This window comes from Rhodococcus oryzae, assembly GCF_005049235.1.
In the GTDB taxonomy this organism is placed as follows: Bacteria; Actinomycetota; Actinomycetes; order Mycobacteriales; family Mycobacteriaceae; genus Rhodococcus_G; species Rhodococcus_G oryzae.
Genome location: NZ_SUMD01000004.1, coordinates 397,814 through 415,908, shown reverse-complemented (window position 1 = coordinate 415,908; position 18,095 = coordinate 397,814). Strand labels below are relative to the sequence as shown.

At 71.4% G+C, this 18,095-nt stretch carries 1 protein-coding gene (cut by a window edge); it reads right to left on the bottom strand.

Annotation, left to right across the window (positions count from 1 at the left end; translation table 11 throughout):
• On the bottom strand, positions 1–18,095 hold the 5' portion of the coding sequence (locus tag FCG67_RS10840; protein WP_136909660.1) for a non-ribosomal peptide synthase/polyketide synthase. 8,731 nt of this gene lie to the left of the window's left edge; the window shows 18,095 of its 26,826 coding nt (coding positions 1–18,095); the start codon lies at positions 18,093–18,095; the stop codon falls past the left edge of the window.

Here is an 18,095-nt window from a genome sequence, read left to right as displayed (position 1 = left end):
AGCCCGAAGAACGATTCGTCGGCACCGACCGTCTCGACACCGAGAAGCTCCGCGAACAGTCTCGCCAGCAGGCGTTCGGTGCCGGTCCCGGGTGCTCTCCCACCCACGGTCCCGGGTCGCGGTTCGGGGAGTGCGGCGCGATCGAGCTTGCCGTGTGCGGTGATCGGGAACTCCGCGAGGACCGTCGTCACGGACGGCACCAGGTATCCGGGCAACCGGCGGGTGACGGCCTCGGTGACCGAGGCCGGATCGAGGGCGGCACCGGACTCGGGGACCACATAGGCCACCAGGCGCGCGGCGCCGTCGGCCGGACCGGGTCGCGCGAGCACCACGGCGGACCCGACACCCGGAACCGCGGCCAGCGCCGACTCGACCTCCCCGGGCTCCACCCGGAATCCCCGGATCTGGACCTGGGAGTCGCTGCGCCCCAGGAACTCGAGCTCGCCGTCCGAGGTCCAGCGGACCCGATCGCCGGTGCGGTACATCCGCCCCGCGGCACCGAACGGGTCGGCGACGAAGCGTCCAGCGGTCAGCCCGGGCCGTCCCCGGTATCCCCGTGCCACCTGCGCGCCCGACACATACAGCTCGCCCGCCACCCCGAGCGGCGCGGGGCGCAGTCGCTCGTCGAGCACCCACACCCGCACACCCGGTAGTCCGAGACCGATCACCGATCCGGTGGAACGCGGCCCGGTGACCGCCGCGACGTCGATCATGTGCCATGTCACGTGCACGCAGGTCTCGGTGATACCGAACATGTTCACCAGAGCAGGCGCGGTGACGCCGTGCCGTTCGACCCATCCCGCCAGGCGGGCCACGTCCAGCGCTTCGCCGCCGAACACCACCCAACGGAGCGCGAGGGTGCCGTCGTCGGCCGCGGCATCGGCCTGTGCGAACTGGTAGAACGACGACGGCGTCTGGCTCAGCATCGTCACCGATTCGGAGACCAGCAGGTGGCGCAGCTCGTCCGGGGAACGCGCGGTGTCGTGCCCGACGACAACCAACCGGCCGCCGAACCCCAAGGCGCCCCACAGTTCCCACACCGCGAAGTCGAACGCGAACGAATGGAACATCGTCCACACGTCGACCGCACCGAAGCCGAGCACGGCGCGGGCGCCGGTCAGCAGCGTCACCGCGTTCCGATGCGTCACCGCGACACCCTTGGGTCTCCCGGTCGAACCCGATGTGTAGATCACGTAGGCAACGGAATCCGCGTGCAGCGGGCCCGTGCGATCGGTGTCGGTGACCGGCGTGGCGCTCAGGGAGTCGAGCCGTGCGCGCATGTCCGGGTCGTCGAGATGCACCACGGGTGCACCGGCGACCAGGTCCCCCGCCACGCTCGCGTCGACCAGCACGCAGGCCGGTGCCGCATCGCCCAGCAGGAACTCGATGCGCGCCGCCGGGTACGACGGGTCCACCGGCAGGTAGGCCGCACCCGATCGCGCGACCCCGACGAGCGCGGCGACCAGGTCCGCCGATCGTTCCATCATCACCGCGACCAGCGACTCCGGACCGATGCCGCGGTCGATCAGCCAGCGCGCCAGCCGGTTCGAACGCGCGTCGAGCTCGCGGTAGGTCATCCGCGAGTCCGCGGCGACCACGGCGATCGTGTCCGGATCGGCGGCGACGGTCGCGGCGAACAGCTCCGGCAGCGTCCAATACGCCGGCACCGCCGACAGCGTCCCGTCCGCCGCGGCCGCCGACACCGGGCCGGACGCGCGCTCTGCGGCCTCTTCGCGCGCGAGCGCCCCCGCGACGTCGATGTTCCAGACCGGGACGGACGGATCGGCCGCGACGGCCGCGAGCACCCGGCCGAACATGTCCGCGAGCGCCGTCGCGGTGGACTCGTCGAACACGTCGGATGCGAACAGCAGTTCGCCCGTCAGTCCCGCCGGGGCCCCGGCTTCGTCGAACCGCTCGCCGATCCCGAACTGGAGGTCGAACTTCGCCTCGCCCATCTCGACGTCCAGAACCTCGGCCGTCAGTCCCGGCAGCCGGACGTGGGGATGCTCGACGTTGCGGAACTCGAGCATCACCTGGAACAGCGGGGTGTGCGAGGTGGATCGCGCCGACGCCGACCGCTCCACGAGCTGCTCGAACGGCAGGTCGGCGTGCGCGAAGGCGTCCAGGTCCGCGTCCCGCGTCCCGGAGAGCACCGCGGCGAAGGAGTCCGCCGGTTCGACCGCGGTGCGCAGCACAAGGGTGTTCACGAACATGCCGACCACATCGTCCAGCTCGGCCTCGCCGCGCCCGGCGACGGGTGTTCCGACCACGACGTCACCGCCGGCTCCCACGCGGGACAGCAGCACCGCGAGTGCGGCGTGCACCACCATGAACACCGTCGAATCGTGCCTGCGGGCGAGCTCGACGAGCCCGCGGTGGACGCCGGGATCCACCGAGAGTGCCGCCCGCCCACCGCGCGTCGAGCGCCGGACCTCACGCGGGCGGTCCAGCGGCAACCCGGTCACCGGCGGCGCCCCCGCCAGTCGGTCCTCCCACCAGGCGAGTTCGCGGGCGACGCGTGAGTCCTGGTCGTCCCGGGAGCCCAGCATCGAGTGCTGCCACACGGCGAAGTCGGCGAACTGGACCGGTAGCGGCGCCCAGTTCGGTGCACCGCCGCTGACCCGCGCCGCATACGCCCTCGCGACGTCCTTGGCCAGGGGTCCGATCGAGAATCCGTCAGCCACGATGTGATGGACCACCAGCACGAGGAGGTGGTCGTCCGCTGCGATGCGCAGCAGCCGCAGCCGCACCGGAACCTCCTGCGCCACATCGAATCCCTCGTGCACGATCTCGGCGACGCGGGCGGGTACCCGGTCCGCGGCGACCCGTTCCGGCGTCAGGTCGCCGACCACACCGGGTGCGGGCACCGTCACCTGGGACGGGCCGGCGGCAGCCTGGGATGGGAATACCGTCCGCAGCGATTCCTGTCGCTCCACCACGTCGACCAGCGCGCGCCGCAGGGCCGGAGCATCGAGGCTGCCCGAGAGCCGCAACACCATCGGCACGTTGTACGCGGCCGATGCCGGGTCGAACTGGTTGACGAACCACATGCGTTCCTGGGCCGATGACAACGGGATGCGGGTGGGCCGGGTGCCCGTGCGCAACTCGTCCCCTTGCGGCGCGGTGCCGCGCACACACCGGGGCGCGAGCGCCGCCGCGGTCCGGCACTCGAACAGGTCACGCACCCCGATCCTGCTGCCGCGCGCGCGGTTGATGCGGGCCACGGCCCGCGTCGCACTGAGGGAGTTGCCACCCAGCGTGAAGAAGTCGTCGTCGACTCCCACCCGGTCGACGCCGGTCACCTCGGCGAACACGGTGACCAGACCGGCCTCGGTGGAGTTGCCGGGCTCGCGGAATCGCGGTGTCAGCGAGTCGAAGTCCGGTTCGGGCAGCGCGGCACGGTCCAGCTTTCCCACCGGGGTCAGCGGTATCGCGTCGAGCACCATCACCGTGGTCGGCACCATGTGTACCGGCAGGAGCCGGAGTGCGTGGTCCGTCAGGGCGGCGACGTCGACGGCGTCCGCGGAGTTCGGCATGACATACGTCACCAACATCGGGTCGCCGGCTTCCCGTGGCCGCGCGACCGTGACGGCGAACCCGACCTCCGGGTGTGCGGCGAAGACCGCGTCGATCTCCCCGAGCTCGATGCGCAGTCCCCGCACCTTCACCTGGAAGTCGCTGCGGCCCAAGTAGTCGAGCGTGCCGTCCGGCCACGACCGGACGACGTCACCGGTGCGGTACATCCGGTCGCCGGGCCCGCCGCGGGGGGCGGGCACGAATCGCGCCGCGGTCAACGCGGCCCGGCGATGGTATCCACGGGCCAGCCCCGCTCCCGCGATGTACAGCTCTCCTGGCACGCCTGCCGGGACCGGGCGCAGGAAGCCGTCGAGGACGAACACGTCGGTGCCGCGCACCGGGCCCCCGATCGCCACCTTCGCCCCGGGCACCAGGGGTGCGCTGATCGTCGTCAGGACGGTCGACTCGGTCGGCCCGTAGCCGTTGAGCATCGTCCGGCCTGGCGCCCAGTCGGCCACCAGTTCCGGACCGACGGCGTCGCCCGCGACGAGCAGCACGCTGAGGTCGTCGAGGCGCTCGGGATCGACGGTGGCGAGCGCGGCAGGTGTGATGCAGACGTGGGTGATCCGCTCGCGGCGCAGGAGTCGGCCCAGATCGGCGCCGCCGTACACCTGCGGCGGCGCGATCACCAGGCACGCGCCCGCAGTGGCGGCCTGCAGCAGCTCGAGGACCGAGACGTCGAAACTCGGTGAGCACACGTGCAGGCAGCGCGCGGTCGCCGGAACGACATAGCGGTCCCGCTGCGCGGCGAGCAGGCTCGACAGGCCGCGGTGGGTGACGCTCACGCCTTTTGGCAGGCCAGTCGATCCCGACGTGTAGAGCAGGTACGCCGCGTCGTCGACGCGCAGGGCGCCCGGCCGCTCTGCCTCGGCGATGGCATTCGTCGGAAGAGCGGCGAGGTCCGCCGCGCATCCCGGATCGTCGAGTACGAGCCAATGCACGGAGTCCGGCAGATTGCCGCGATCGGAGGCGAGCGCCAGTCCCACGGTGGCGTCCGAGTCGGTGAGCATGTGCTGGACGCGGGCACGCGGGTAGGTCGGATCCACCGGTACGAACGCCGCACCGGTCTTCGCCACCGCCCACACGGCCGTCACCGAGCGCACCGAACGCGGCAGGGCGATCACCACCGCCACGCCCGGCCGTGCCCCCGCACCGATCAGATACCGCGCCAACCGATTCGACTCCTGGTCGAGGTCCCGGTACGACAGCCGAGCGTCCTCCGAGTCCACCGCGACACCGTCGGGCTCGATCGCGGCCCCGGCGACGAGGATCTCCGGCAGCAGGCGTGGCGGGTTCGCCGGGCCGCCCCGAATCGGCTCGGCCGCCCCGCGTCCGGACAGCAGGTCGACCGCGGCGACGGGGCGCGCCCTCTCGTGCGTGACGGTCGCGAGCGCGCGCCGCAGCCGGTCGGCGATCGAGTCCACCTCGGCCGGGTCGAGCCGGTCCGGCCGGTACTTCAGGTGCAGCCGCAAGCGGTCGTCCACGCGCGCCAGCACGGTCAGCGGGTAGTGGGTGGCGTCGAAACCCTCGACACCCACCACCCGAAGGCCGGCGATGTCGGTGTCGTGCGCGAGCGCCGAGCGGTCGACGGGGTACGACTCGAAGACCGTCAGGGTGTCGAACGTCGCCGCCGGACCCGCCTCCCGTTGGATCTCGGCGAGCCCGATGTGGTGGTGGTCGAGCATCGCCGCCTGCTCCGACTGCACACGACTGAGCAGCTCGCCGACGCTTTCGCGGGGATCGAACGCGATCCGGACCGGCACCGTGTTGATGAACAGTCCGATCGTCGCCTCGATCCCGGGCACCTGCGGGGGACGGCCCGACACCGTCGCTCCGAACACCACATCGGTGCGGCCGGTCAGTGCACCGAGCACCAGCGCCCAGGCGACCTGTACGACGGTGTTGACCGTGACCCCGTGCTCCCGGGCCGCCGCCACCAGCGTCGCGGTCTCCTCGGCGGGCAAGGTCAGCGCCGTCTCCCCTGGTTCGGCCGGAATCACGACTCCGTCGAGCGGAGCCTGCGGAGCGAGCACAGACCCGTCCCCGGGGACCAGCAGGGTCGGCCCGTCGGCGCCGGCGAGGGCACGGCGCCACTCCGCGACACCGGATGCGTGGTCCTGCGCGGTCAGCCACGTCAGGAAGTCGCGGTAGTCGCCCGCCGGTGCCGACGTCGGCTCCCGGTCGGCGGCGTACAGGGCGAGTAACTCCTCGAGCAGCAGCGGCGTCGACCAGCCGTCCAGCAGGATGTGGTGGTGGGTGAGCAGCAGCCGGTGCTCCTCCGCTCCCGTCCGGACCAGTGTGAAGCGCAGCAGCGGTGCGCGGTCCATCGCGAACGGCGTCGACCGATCCTCCGCGAGCAGTTCCCGCCAGCGTTCTCGGCCTGCCGACCCGTCGAGGCCGGACAGGTCGATCTCACTCCACGGCAACGAAACACGACCCTCGACGACCTGGTACACCTCGCCCGCGTCGTCTTCCACGAAGCACACCCGCAGGTTCGGGTGGCGGTGGAGCAGGGTCCGCGCGGCCCGGCGCATCCGCTCCGGTGACGGCCGGCCGTGCAGCTCGACGACGAGCTGGACCATGTACGCGTCGACCGATCGCTCAGCGAGACGGGCGTGGAACAGCAGTCCCGACTGCAACGGGGTGAGCGGCCACACGTCCGTCAGCCCGGGTCGTCGTGCCTCGAGGGCGTCGATCGCCGCCTGGTCGAGCGGGACCAGATCGACGTCCGATGGGGTGAGCCCGCCCGCGCCTGCGGTGTGTGCGTAGGCGGCGAGCGCACCCAGTGCCCGGTGCCACAGGTCCGCGAGCCGGTGCACATCTGCGGCATCCAGAACTCCGGTCGGGAAGGTCCAGGATGACTCCAGGACAGCGCCTCCCGGCCGCGGCACGAACCCGGCCGCGACGTCGACGACGGCCGTCACGGGCATCTGCGGATCGTGGGCGCTGCCGAGCCCGTAACGCGGGGTGGGCAGCCACGCCTGCGGATCGTCGCCGGCCCCGGCGGCGCCGGCAATCCGGCCCAGGTAGTTGAAGACGATCTGGGGCTCGCGCCACCCGCGGACCCGCGCCCCCGGCTCCCCGGCAAGCCCACGGAGCAGCCCGTAGCCGATCCCCCGATCCGGGATCGCCCGCAGCTGTTCCTTCACGAGCTTGATCGCCGCTCCCGCCGCTGCTCCCCCGGCGAACGCCTCGCCGAGGTCGATCGACGACAGATCCGGGCGCACCGGCGAGAGCGTCGTGAACCAGCCGACGGTCCGGGTCAGGTCCGCACCGGGCACCGCCGCCTCCTCCCGCCCGTGTCCCTCGACGCCGACCAGGACGTCCGACCGTTCGACGCCTCGCTCGGCGCGCCAGCGGACCACCGCCATCGCGAGGGCCGTCAGCAGCCCGTCGAGCACGTCGGCACGGAGCGACGCAGGCAGCGCGGCGAGCACGGCCTCGGTGACCTCGGGAGACGCCTCGCTGGTCAGCACCTCGCTCGTGGCCATGACATCGCGCGCGGAATCCAGCGGTCGCGATCCGATCGCCGGGTCGTCGCCGTCCAGGATCCGCTCCCACATGGGCAGTTCGCCGACCCGCTGTGGGGCAACATCTTCCAGAGCGTGCGCCCACCGGCGCATCGACGTGCCCACCGGCGTCAACTCGGGAAGCCGCCCCTCCGACGCCTGCGCCCAGGCCGACGCCAGATCCGGCACCAGCACGCGCCACGACACGCCGTCGACGACAGCGTGGTGGACGACCAGCAGGAGCCGTCCGGTGCCGGACGGTCCGTCGAACCACACGACCTGCACCATCGTGCCCGCGGCCGGATCCAGGCGGTCGGCCGCGGCATCTGCCTCGGCGGCGGCGCGGACGTCGAACGCCGCGTCGTCCACCGAATCCACCTCGACACGCGTCAGCACGTTCCGGGCGGTGACACTGCCGATACCGGAAACCGTCATCTTCCAGTTGCTGTCGACGTCACCGTCGGGTGCGAGCCGGGCCCTGAGCATGTCGTGTTCGTCCAACACGGCCTGCACCGCGACCTCGAGCGCGACCCAGTCGACTCCGTTGGGCAGCACCAACATCACCGACTGGGAGAACCTGTCGATCCGGCCGGCGCTGCGGCGGAGCACCCACTCGAGGATCGGGGTGAGCGGCACCTCCCCGATACCGCCGCCGGGCAACTCTTCGAGTGTCACCGTCCGGGTTGCGGTGCGCGAGTCGGCCACCGCTGCGAGCCCGGCGACGGTCGGGTGATCGAACACGTCACGCGGCGTGAGGGACAGCCCCGCCGTCTTCGCCCGCGCCACCAGCTGGATCGACATGATGCTGTCGCCGCCCAGGGCGAAGAACGAGTCCTCCATCCCGACCGTGGGCACGCCGAGAACCTCGGCGAACAGCAGGCCCAGGTTCTCCTCGGCTGTGCCGGACGGCGCCCGGCCCACCGATACCTCCGCCCCGAGATCGGGCGTCGGCAGCGCCGCCCGGTCGAGCTTGCCGTGCACGGTCATCGGCATCTCGGGGATCACCACGATGTGCGCGGGAACCATGTACGCGGGCAGCCGTGCCGCGAGGGCCTCGTGCAGCCGCGCCGTGTCCACCACCGCCCCGGCGGCAGCCACCACGTACGCGATCATCAGGTCTCCCCGGTGCCCGACCTCGCGCACGTCGGCCACCGCCTGGCCGACGGATCCGGCTGCCGTCAGGCACGATTCGACCTCGCCGAGCTCGACGCGATTGCCGCGTACCTTGACCTGCCGATCGCCGCGACCCAGGCAGACCAGCTGACCGTCGGCGGTCCATCGCACGAGATCCCCCGTGCGGTACATCCGCTCGCCGGGAGGCCCGCCGGATTCGGCGACGAACCGGCCGGCCGTCAGCCCCGGACGCCGGTGGTAGCCGCGGGCCAACGCCGGGCCCGCGAGGTACAGCTCGCCGAGCACCCCGACCGGCACCGGCTGCAGCCTGCGATCGAGCACTCGCACACGGAATCCCGGTGCCGGGTCTCCTATCGTGATGGGCTCGCCCGGGGTCAACGGATCGCTGATGCTCGCCGCGATGGTCGCCTCCGTCGGTCCGTACCCGTTGTGCATCCGCCGTCCGGGGGCCCAGCGGGCCACCACGTCGGGCGGGCAGGCCTCGCCGCCCGACACCACGCACACCAGGTCGTCGAGTCCGGCCGGGTCCATCGCTGCGAGCGCAGTCGGGGTGAGGAAGCAGTGGGTCACGTGTTCGGCCGCAAGCAGCTGCCTCAGCTCGTCACCGCCGTACACGGTGGGGGGCGCGATCACGAGGGTCCCCCCCGCACGGAACGCGAGGATGAAGTCGAGGATCGAGGCGTCGAAGCTGGGCGACGTGAAATGCAGTGCACGGGAGCGTTGCGTCGTCTGACAGCGTTTGTGCACGTGGTCGGCGAACGCCGCGAGACCGCGGTGAGTAACCGTGACGCCCTTCGGGATTCCCGTCGAGCCGGAGGTGTAGATCAGGTACGCGGCCTGGTCGATCCGCAGCCGGGCGGTCCGGTCGGTGTCACGGATCGGCGAGACGGCGTTGTGGTCGCGCATGAGACGGGCGGCGTCGACCGTCCACCATCGCAGCACCTCGGGGAGGACGTCCCGGGACTGCGTGACGGTCAGCCCTAGGACCGCACCCGAATCGTCGAGCATGAAGGCGATCCGGTCTGCCGGGTGCGCCGGGTCGATCGGGACGAAGGCGGCCCCGGTCTTCGCGACGGCCCACAGGCTGATGATGTACTCGACGCTGCGGGGCATGCCGAGCGCCATCACCGAACCGGGTCCGACACCCACGTCGATCAGGCTGCGGGCGAGCCTTGTCGACGCGCGGTCGAGGTCGAGGTACGAGATCTCGTGGCCGTCAGACCGGATCGCAGGCGCGTGCGGATCGATCGCCGCCCCGGCCGCGAGCACGGCGACCAGCGTGCGCGGCGGTGCGCCCGTCTCACCCCGCACCGCCCTGAGCGCGGCTCGCTCGCCACCGTCGAGGATGTCGATGTCCGCCACCGGCATGTCGGGGGAATCGACTACCGCATCCAGGATCCGCACGAATCTGTCGGTGAAGGTCCGCGCGGTGGCCTCGTCGAACATGTCGGTGGCGAACACGAGACCGGCGGCCATCCCGGCTGCGCTGCCTGTGGCGTCGAACTCCTCGGCCACGGTGAGCTGCAGGTCGAAGTTGGCGGCCACGTCGCCGGAGTCGAGGGCCTCCACCCGCAGGTCCGGCAGCGCGAGATCCGGCCGCGCGATGGTCCGGAACTCGAGCATCACCTGGAACAACGGCGTATGGGCGTGCGAGCGGGGCGGATCCAGCGCCTCCACAACCCGTTCGAACGGGATGTCCGCGTGCGTGAATGCGCCGAGGTCGGTCTCCCGGACCCGGCGAAGCAGTTCACCGAACGAGCACGCCCCGCCGACATCGCACCGCAGCACGAGGGTGCCGACGAACATCCCGACCATGTCGTCGAGAGCCGCGGCCCCGCGCCCGGCGATCGGGGTGCCGATCGCGATGTCGTCGGTGCCGGCAAGCCGGGACAGCAGGGTGGCCAGCGCCGCATGCACCACCATGAACACGCTCGCATCGTTCCGGTGGGCGAGCGCGATCAGGCTCCGGTGCAGGCGCTCGTCGACTGTGAACGCGACGCGCCCACCGGACTGCGAGCGGACCGCAGGCCGGGGCCTGTCACTCGGCAGATCCAGTACCTCGTCCAGGCCCGAAAGCGTGGTGGTCCAGTAGTCGAGCTGACTGGCGAGCGGGGACGACGCGTCGTCTTCACTGCCCAGCCATTCGCGCTGCCACAGTGCGTAGTCCGCGTACTGAGCGGTCATCGGCGGCCACTGCGGCGCGCCGCGGCACAGGCGCGCGGCATACGCGGCGGCCACGTCCCGCGCCAGCGGGTTCAGTGAGAAGCCGTCCGCGAGAATGTGGTGCAGCACCACGGTGAGCACGTGGTTCGTGTCGTCGGCCCGGAACAGGATCGCCCGCAGCGGAATCTGCTCCGCGACGTCGAAGCCCCGTGCCGTCGCCGCCCGCATCCGGGCGTGCAGGTCGTTCGAATCACGTACCCGGATGACCTCGAGTCCGGTCTCGGCCAACTCGATGGGCAGGATCTCCTGGTACGGCCCGTCGTCGGTGAGCGGGTAGACCGTGCGCAAGGATTCGTGTCGGGCGATGACGTCGCCGAGCGCGGCCCGCAGCGCCGGGGCGTCGAGGTGACCCGACAATCGCAGCGAGAACGAGATGTTGTAGGCCGGGGACTGCGGGTCGTACTGGTTGACGAACCACATCCGCAGCTGCGCAGGGGACAACGGGATCCGGGCGGGCCGGGCCTGCGGGATCAGTGGCGATCGGCGCACCCCGCTGCCCTCCCCGCCGACCCTCCGGGCGAGCTCGGCGACGGTGGGGCCGTCGAAGACGTCCCGGATGCCGAGCGCGGCGCCGGTCGCGTCGTTGATCCGGGCCACCAGCTGCGCCGACACCAGCGAATTGCCACCGAGGACGAAGAACCCGTCGTCCGCACCCACCCGGTCGACACCGAGCAGATCGGTGATAACGCCCGCCACGATCTCCTCGACCGGGTTTCGCGGCGCGACGTAGGAGCCCTCGGTGGCACCGGGGACCGGCAGGCTCGCGCGGTCGAGCTTGCCGTGTGCGGTGACCGGAATACGGTCCAGGATCAGTACCGCCGACGGCACCATGTAGCCCGGAAGGAACTGGGCGGCAGACGCCCTCACCTCGTCCGGATCGATGACCGTATCGCCGTCGGGCACCGCGTACCCCACCAGCCGGATCCCGACGGGTCCCTCGTCCGCGACCACCACCGCGGACGCAACCCCTGACACGGCCGCGATCGCGGCCTCCACCTCTCCCAGTTCCACCCGGTAGCCGCGCACCTGCACCTGGTGGTCCCTGCGGCCGGCGTACTCGAGTGTGCCGTCCACCCGCCACCGGCCCAGATCGCCGGTGCGGTACATCCGGGTGCCTGCCCCGGACGGGTCGGCGACGAATCGCGCCGCGGTCTCCCCCGCGAGACGTGGATAGCCCCGCGCCAGCTGAGTGCCGGACACGTACAGCTCGCCCACCACACCCGGCGGGACCACGTGGAGCCGCTCGTCGAGCACGCGCACCCGTAGCCCCGGCAGCGCGCTGCCGACCGACCCTCGACGACTCGCCCCCGGCGCCCCTGACAACGGGCCATGGGTCACGTGCACGCACGTCTCGGTGATCCCGTACATGTTCACCAACTGCGGTGCCGAGTCGCCTCGGCGAGAGAACCATTCGGTGAGCCGCCCCGGATCCAGCGCCTCCCCGCCGAAGATCGCATACCGCAGCCGCAGCACCGCGGCGTCCCCGGCGTCGGCGCGGGTCCGTTCGGCGTCGGCCAACTGGTAGAAGGCGCTCGGGGTCTGGCACAGGACCGTGACCGCCTCGTCCTGTAACAGCTGCAGCAGCTCGTGTGGCGCGCGGGCCGTGGCGTGGTCGACCAGCACCGCCGTGCCGCCGTGGATCAGCGCGCCCCACAACTCCCACACGGCGAAATCGAAGGCGTGCGAATGGAACATCGTCCACACGTCGTCGCCGTCGAATCGGAACAACTCCGCCGCGTTGGCGAACAGCGCGGTCACGCTGCGGTGCGAGACCGCCACTCCCTTGGGCCGACCGGTCGACCCGGACGTGTAGATCACGTAGGCGAGCGAGTCCGGGTACAACGGCGCGGTCCGGTCGGCATCGGTCACCGGTGCAGGCGACAGCTTGCCGATCGCGGTCGTCACCCCTGGATCGCCGAGGTCGACAACCGGAATGCCGGTGCGACGCAGAGCCGAACCGCTCGCGCCGCCGTCGACCAGGACACACACCGGTGCGGCGTCGGCGAGCACGTAGGCGATGCGGTCCTCCGGATAGTCGACGTCCACGGGGACATACGCGGCGCCTGCGGTGAGGACCGCGAGGAGAGCGACCGGTAGGTCGTCCGAACGCGTCATCGCGACCGCCACCAGTGACGCCGGCCCCACTCCGTGGCCGATCAGCAAGCGGGCCAACCGGTTCGCACGCGCCGCCAGGTCCGAATACCGGATGCGGGCGGTGCCTGCGACGACCGCGCACGCGCCAGGACTGCTTGCCGCGGCGCTCGTGAACAGCTCCGGCAGTGTGGTCGGCGGCGCCGCGCGGCCGGGCCGCTCCCGCGCGGCGAGTGACCTCTCCCGCTCGTCGGTGATCTCGATGTCGCCCACCACGGCGGCCGGATCGGCGGCCGCAGCGGCCAGGATCCGCACCAGGCGGTCGCCGATCCCGGCGACCGTGGTGCGGTCGAACAGGTCGGTCGCGAACCGCAGGGCCGCAGACAGTCCGGCGGCGCCACCAGAGTCGTCGAATCGTTCCCGCACTCCCAGCTGCAGGTCGAACTTGGCGACACCCGTGTCCACCTCGGCCGCCACCGCGGACAGTCCCGGCATGGCCACCGTCGTGGGCTCGCCGTGCTGGAACTCGAGCAGCACCTGCACCAGCGGCGCGTGTATGGGAGACCGGTCCGAGGTGAACTCGTCGACCAGCCGCTCGAACGGCAGATCGGCGTTGGTGAACGCTCCCAGGTCGGTCTCGCGCACCTGTGTGAGCAGGTCGGTGAAGGTGGTCTCGGGCCGGACCGTGCTGCGCAGGACGAGGGTGTTGACGAACATGCCGACGAGGTCGTCAAGTTCGGGTTCGCCGCGGCCGGCGACCGGTGTGCCCACGGCGACGTCGGGCCCGGCGCCGAGCCGGGCGAGCAAGACTGCGAGCGCGGCGTGTAGGACCATGAACAGCGTGCAGCCGTGCTCGCGAGCGATCCGGACCAGGCCACGGTGGATCCCGGCCTCGACATCGAAATCGATCCGGCCGCCGGACACGGTCGTGCGCGGCGACCGGGGACGGTCGTGCGGCAGCGAGATCGTCGCCGGAAGGTCGGCCAGCCGGTCACCCCAGTAGGCGAGTTGCCGGGCGGCGAGCGACTGCGGATCGTCCTCCGCCCCGAGCAGTTCGCGCTGCCACAGGGCGTAGTCGGCGTACTGCAGCGGCAGTGGATCCCACTCGGGCGCGCGCCCGGCCGCCCGTGCGGCGTACGCCGCCGCCACGTCTCGGGCCAGCAGCTCGACGGACTGCCCGTCCGCCGATATGTGGTGCAGCACCACGACCAGGACGTGTCGACGCGACCCGGTCTGGAACAGCACGATCCTCAGCGGAATCTGCTCGCGGACATCGAAACCGGAGGCGGCCGTCGCCGCGACCGACTCCCCCACCCGCTCTTGGTCCACGACGACGGGTGTCAGGTCCACCGCCGCGTCCGGCGCCGGCAGGATCACCTGGTAGGGCCCCCGCGCATCGGCCGGGAACACCGTCCGCAGTGCCTCGTGCCTGTCGATCACGTCACCCAATGCGGTCTGCAGCGCCGCACGGTCGAGCTCGCCCGTGAACGTCACGGCGAACGGAATGTTGTAGGCAGGCGACGTGATGTCGAACTGGTTCACCAGCCACATCCGCTGCTGCGCCGGGGACAGCGGGAGCCGGTCCGGGCGATCCCGCGTGACGAGCGCGGGCCGGTCTCGCCCCGGCCGACCGGGATCGGCGTTCTCGAGAATCCGGTCGACGTGGTGCGTCAGTCCCGAAACGGTCGGTTCCGCGAACAGGTCCCGCACGCTCAGCCGCACCGGCAGCGCCGCATTCACCCGTCCGATCACTCTCGTGGCGACCAGGGAGTCTCCGCCGAGATCGAAGAAGCTGTCGTCGGCACCGACCCGGGCCTGCCCGAGCAGGTCCGCGAACACCGCGGCGACCGTCTTCTCCGTCGGGGTGTGCGGCGCCCGGTACTCGGCGGTGGTCCCGCGCCGGCGAGGTTCAGGCAACGCCTTCCGGTCCAGCTTGCCCGCCGGGGTCAGCGGCACGCGGTCGAGGACGACGATCGTCGCGGGCACCATGTGCGCGGGCAGCGACGCGGCGGCATGAGCGAGGAGCTCGGCCTCGTCGATCTGGGCGTCGGCCTGGGGCAGCACGTAGCCGACCAGCACGACGTCGCCTGAGGGACGGGTGTGCCCGGTGGTCGCCGCGAACGCGACACTCGGATGAGCCTGGAGCACACTGTCGATCTCGCCGAGCTCGATCCGGAAGCCGCGGATCTTGATCTGGAAGTCGCTGCGGCCGAGGTACTCGAGTTCGAGCGCTGCCGCGTTCGGCCTCCCGTCGCGCGTTCGAGCAATCCACCGCACCAGGTCGCCGGTCCGGTACATCCGTCCGCCGCCCGCGCTGTACGGGTCCGCGACGAAGCGTTCCGCGGTCTGCCCCGGCCGGTGCCGGTAGCCACGGGCCAGTCCGTCGCCCGTCACGTACAGCTCACCCACCGCGCCCACCGGCACCGGCTGCAGCCGCCGGTCCAGGACCATCTCACCGCACCCGCGAGACGGTCCGCCGACCGTGACCGGGGCGCCGGGCCGTAGTGCGGCGCTGATCCCGGTGACCACGGTGGCCTCCGTGGGGCCGTACGCGTTGAACATCCGTCGGCCTGCTCCGCGGGAGCTGTGGGATGTCGATGCTGCCCATTGCCGGACCAGCGCGGGCGGGCACACGTCACCACCGGTGACCACGCACTCGAGATGATCGAGCCCGGCGGGGTCGACGGACGCCAGCGCCGCGGGGGTGACGAACGCGTGCGTGACCCGCTCACGGCGTAAGACGTCCGCCAGTTCCACGCCTCCGTACACGTCCGGCGGGGCCACGACCATCGTCGCGCCGGACCCCACCGCCATCAGCAGTTCGAGCATGGACGCGTCGAAGCTGGGCGAGGAGAAGGACAGGGTGCGGGAGTCCGCGGTGATCGCGAACCGTTCGCGTTCCTCCGCGGCGAGGTTCGCCAGCCCGCGATGGGTCACCAACACACCCTTGGGCAGGCCCGTCGATCCGGAGGTGTAGATCAGGTAGGCCGCGTCGTCGAGGTGGACCGGACGGGTCGCCGCGGCGACGGAGGCAGCGGGGCCAGGCGCCTCGATCGGGTCGTCGAGGACCAACCACGGGATGGTCTCGGACAGCTGACCGCTGTGCGCCCGGACGGTCAGACCGAGCGCGGCGCCGGAGTCGGAGAGCATGTGCTCGATCCGGTCCGCTGGGTAGTTCGGGTCGACGGGCAGGAACGCGGCCCCGGTCTTGGCCACCGCCCAGACCGCGAGCACCGATTCGATGGATCGCGGGATGGCCAGGGCCACAATGGAATCCGGACCGAGGCCGTGGTCGAGCAGGCGCCTCGACAGCCTGTCGGCGAGTTCGTCGAGTTCACGATAGGAAAGTCTGCGTCCGTCTGCGACGATTGCCTCGTGGTCCGGATCGGCGGCCACCGCGTCGGCGAGGATCCGGGCGAGTGTCCGCGGGGCGACGTCGGCCGGACCCGCTACCGGGGTCAGCCCCGCGGTCTCCGCGACGGTCAGGATGGGCACGTCCCCCACCGGCCGGTCGGGATCGGCGGTGACCCCGGCGAGCAGCCGCTCGAACCGATCGATCAGGGAGGTCACGGTCTGCTCGTCGAGCGCGGCGTTGTCGTAGGTCAGTCGCGCGTCGATCCCGGCGGGCGTGCCCTGGGTGGTGAAACGCTCGGTGAGGTCGACCGTGAGTTCGGTGTTCTCCGGCGCGATCGCGGCGGACGGGGCGGCGTGGGCGCAGAACGTCACCCGCGGACGGGGCGCGCCCAGCGTCGCGACGACCCGCTCGAACGGAGTCTCCGGGTGCGCGAAGGCGCGGTGCTCGCATTCGTCCGTCTCGCGCACCAGGTCGGTGAACGCGGCGGACGGGTCGATCGGGGTGCGAAGGGCCACGGTGTTGCAGGTGGGGTCGGTGCCGGACCGGTTCGGCACCGGAGCGGCGACGACGATGTCGTCGGTGTCGGTGAGCCTGCTCAGCACGGCGGCCAGTGCGGTGTGCAGCATGGTGAACGTCTCGACGTCGAGGTCGCGGGCGAGCACCGTCGCCGCGGAGTGCAGGTCGCGGTCGAGCGAGCACGAGATCGAGCCCCGACCGGTCCGGCCGGTCGCCGGGCCGGCGCGGGGCAACGCCGCCGATTCCGGCTGCCCGGCCAGCTCCTGCGTCCAGAATGCCAGCTCGTCGGTCTCGCGCCGCATGCGCTCCCCGATCAGTGCCGACTCGGCATGGAGGTCCGCCAGCACGGTGGTCGGCTCGGCGGCGAGCAGGGCCTCGACGAGTTCGACGAAGCGCCGGTGGTGGGTGCGCAACTCCTCCTCGCCGTATCGGTTGGGATTGCCGCGGAAGTCGACGAGCGCCCGGGCCGGCGTGCCGCTCCGGTAGATGTTGACCAGCAGGTCCTGCACGGGTCCGGAGGTCACGATGTGGTACTCGCCGACGATCGGCCCGAGGGTGATCTCCTGGCGGAAGAGCATCACGTTGACCATCGGCCCCGCCAGCCCGTGCTGCACACCGGTCAGCCCGGCGTCGTGCCGGATGTCCTCGAGACTGCACCGCTGGTGGCGCAGGGCGCCCATCAGTTCCAGCTGTACCCGCCGGACGAGGTCGGCGACGGTGTCGTCGGGGTCGACCGTGATCCGGAGCGGTGCGACGTTGACGAGCATGCCACCGGAATGCTGCAGCGGCGCGGTGGTGCGTGCGGACACCGGCACGTTCACCAGGACGTCGCGGCTCCCCGTCATCCTCGACAGGTAGCAGGCGAACGCCGCGATGAGCTGCGCCGCGGGCGTGGCGCCGACCCGGGTGTCGGAGGAGTTCAGCCGATCGAGCGCCGCGTCGGTCAACTGCGCGCTCTCCAGCCGGCAACGGGCCGCGGCCGGGCCGTCCCGGTGCGCGAGCGTGGAGCCGGCCTCGATCCCCCGCACGTGCTCGGCCCAGTATTCGCGGTCGGCCTCGAACCTGCTCGACGAGCGGTACTTCTGGTCCAGCTCGTAGAGCGTGCGCAGGTCGAGAGCCCGGCTCGGTTCCGGATCGACGCCTTGGGACGCTGCGGTGTAGAGGGCCGCGATGCGGTTCACCATGGTCATGCCGCTGTAGCCGTCGAGCGCGACGTGGTGGATTCGCGCGTACCACAGGTAGTCGTTGTCGGCGACCTGGAGAATGGTCATCTCCACCAGCCGGTCCCGCGTCAGTTGGATCGGGGTGACGTAGTCATCGTCGATCCACGCATGCGCCGCACCGAGCGGGTCCTGCTCCCGCCGGAAGTCGAACGACGCGATCGAAGTGTCGATCGAGTCGTCGACCATCTGGCGCGGTTCCCCGCCGGTGTCCACCAGACGCAGGAATGGCGACTGGAACTCACGGGCCGCGGTCACCGCCGCCGAACGCAACAGGTCGAGATCGACGTCGCCGTGCAGTTCCACATACTGCGCAATGAAGATCGGCGCCGTCGGGTTGAGTTGCTGACCGAACCACACACTCCGCTGGACCGCTGACAGCGGAAACGCATCAGACGAACCGTTCGGTCTGCGATCGGCGGTCCGCGGCCACTCGACGCCTTGATCTAGATCCGATGATCGATCTTTCAT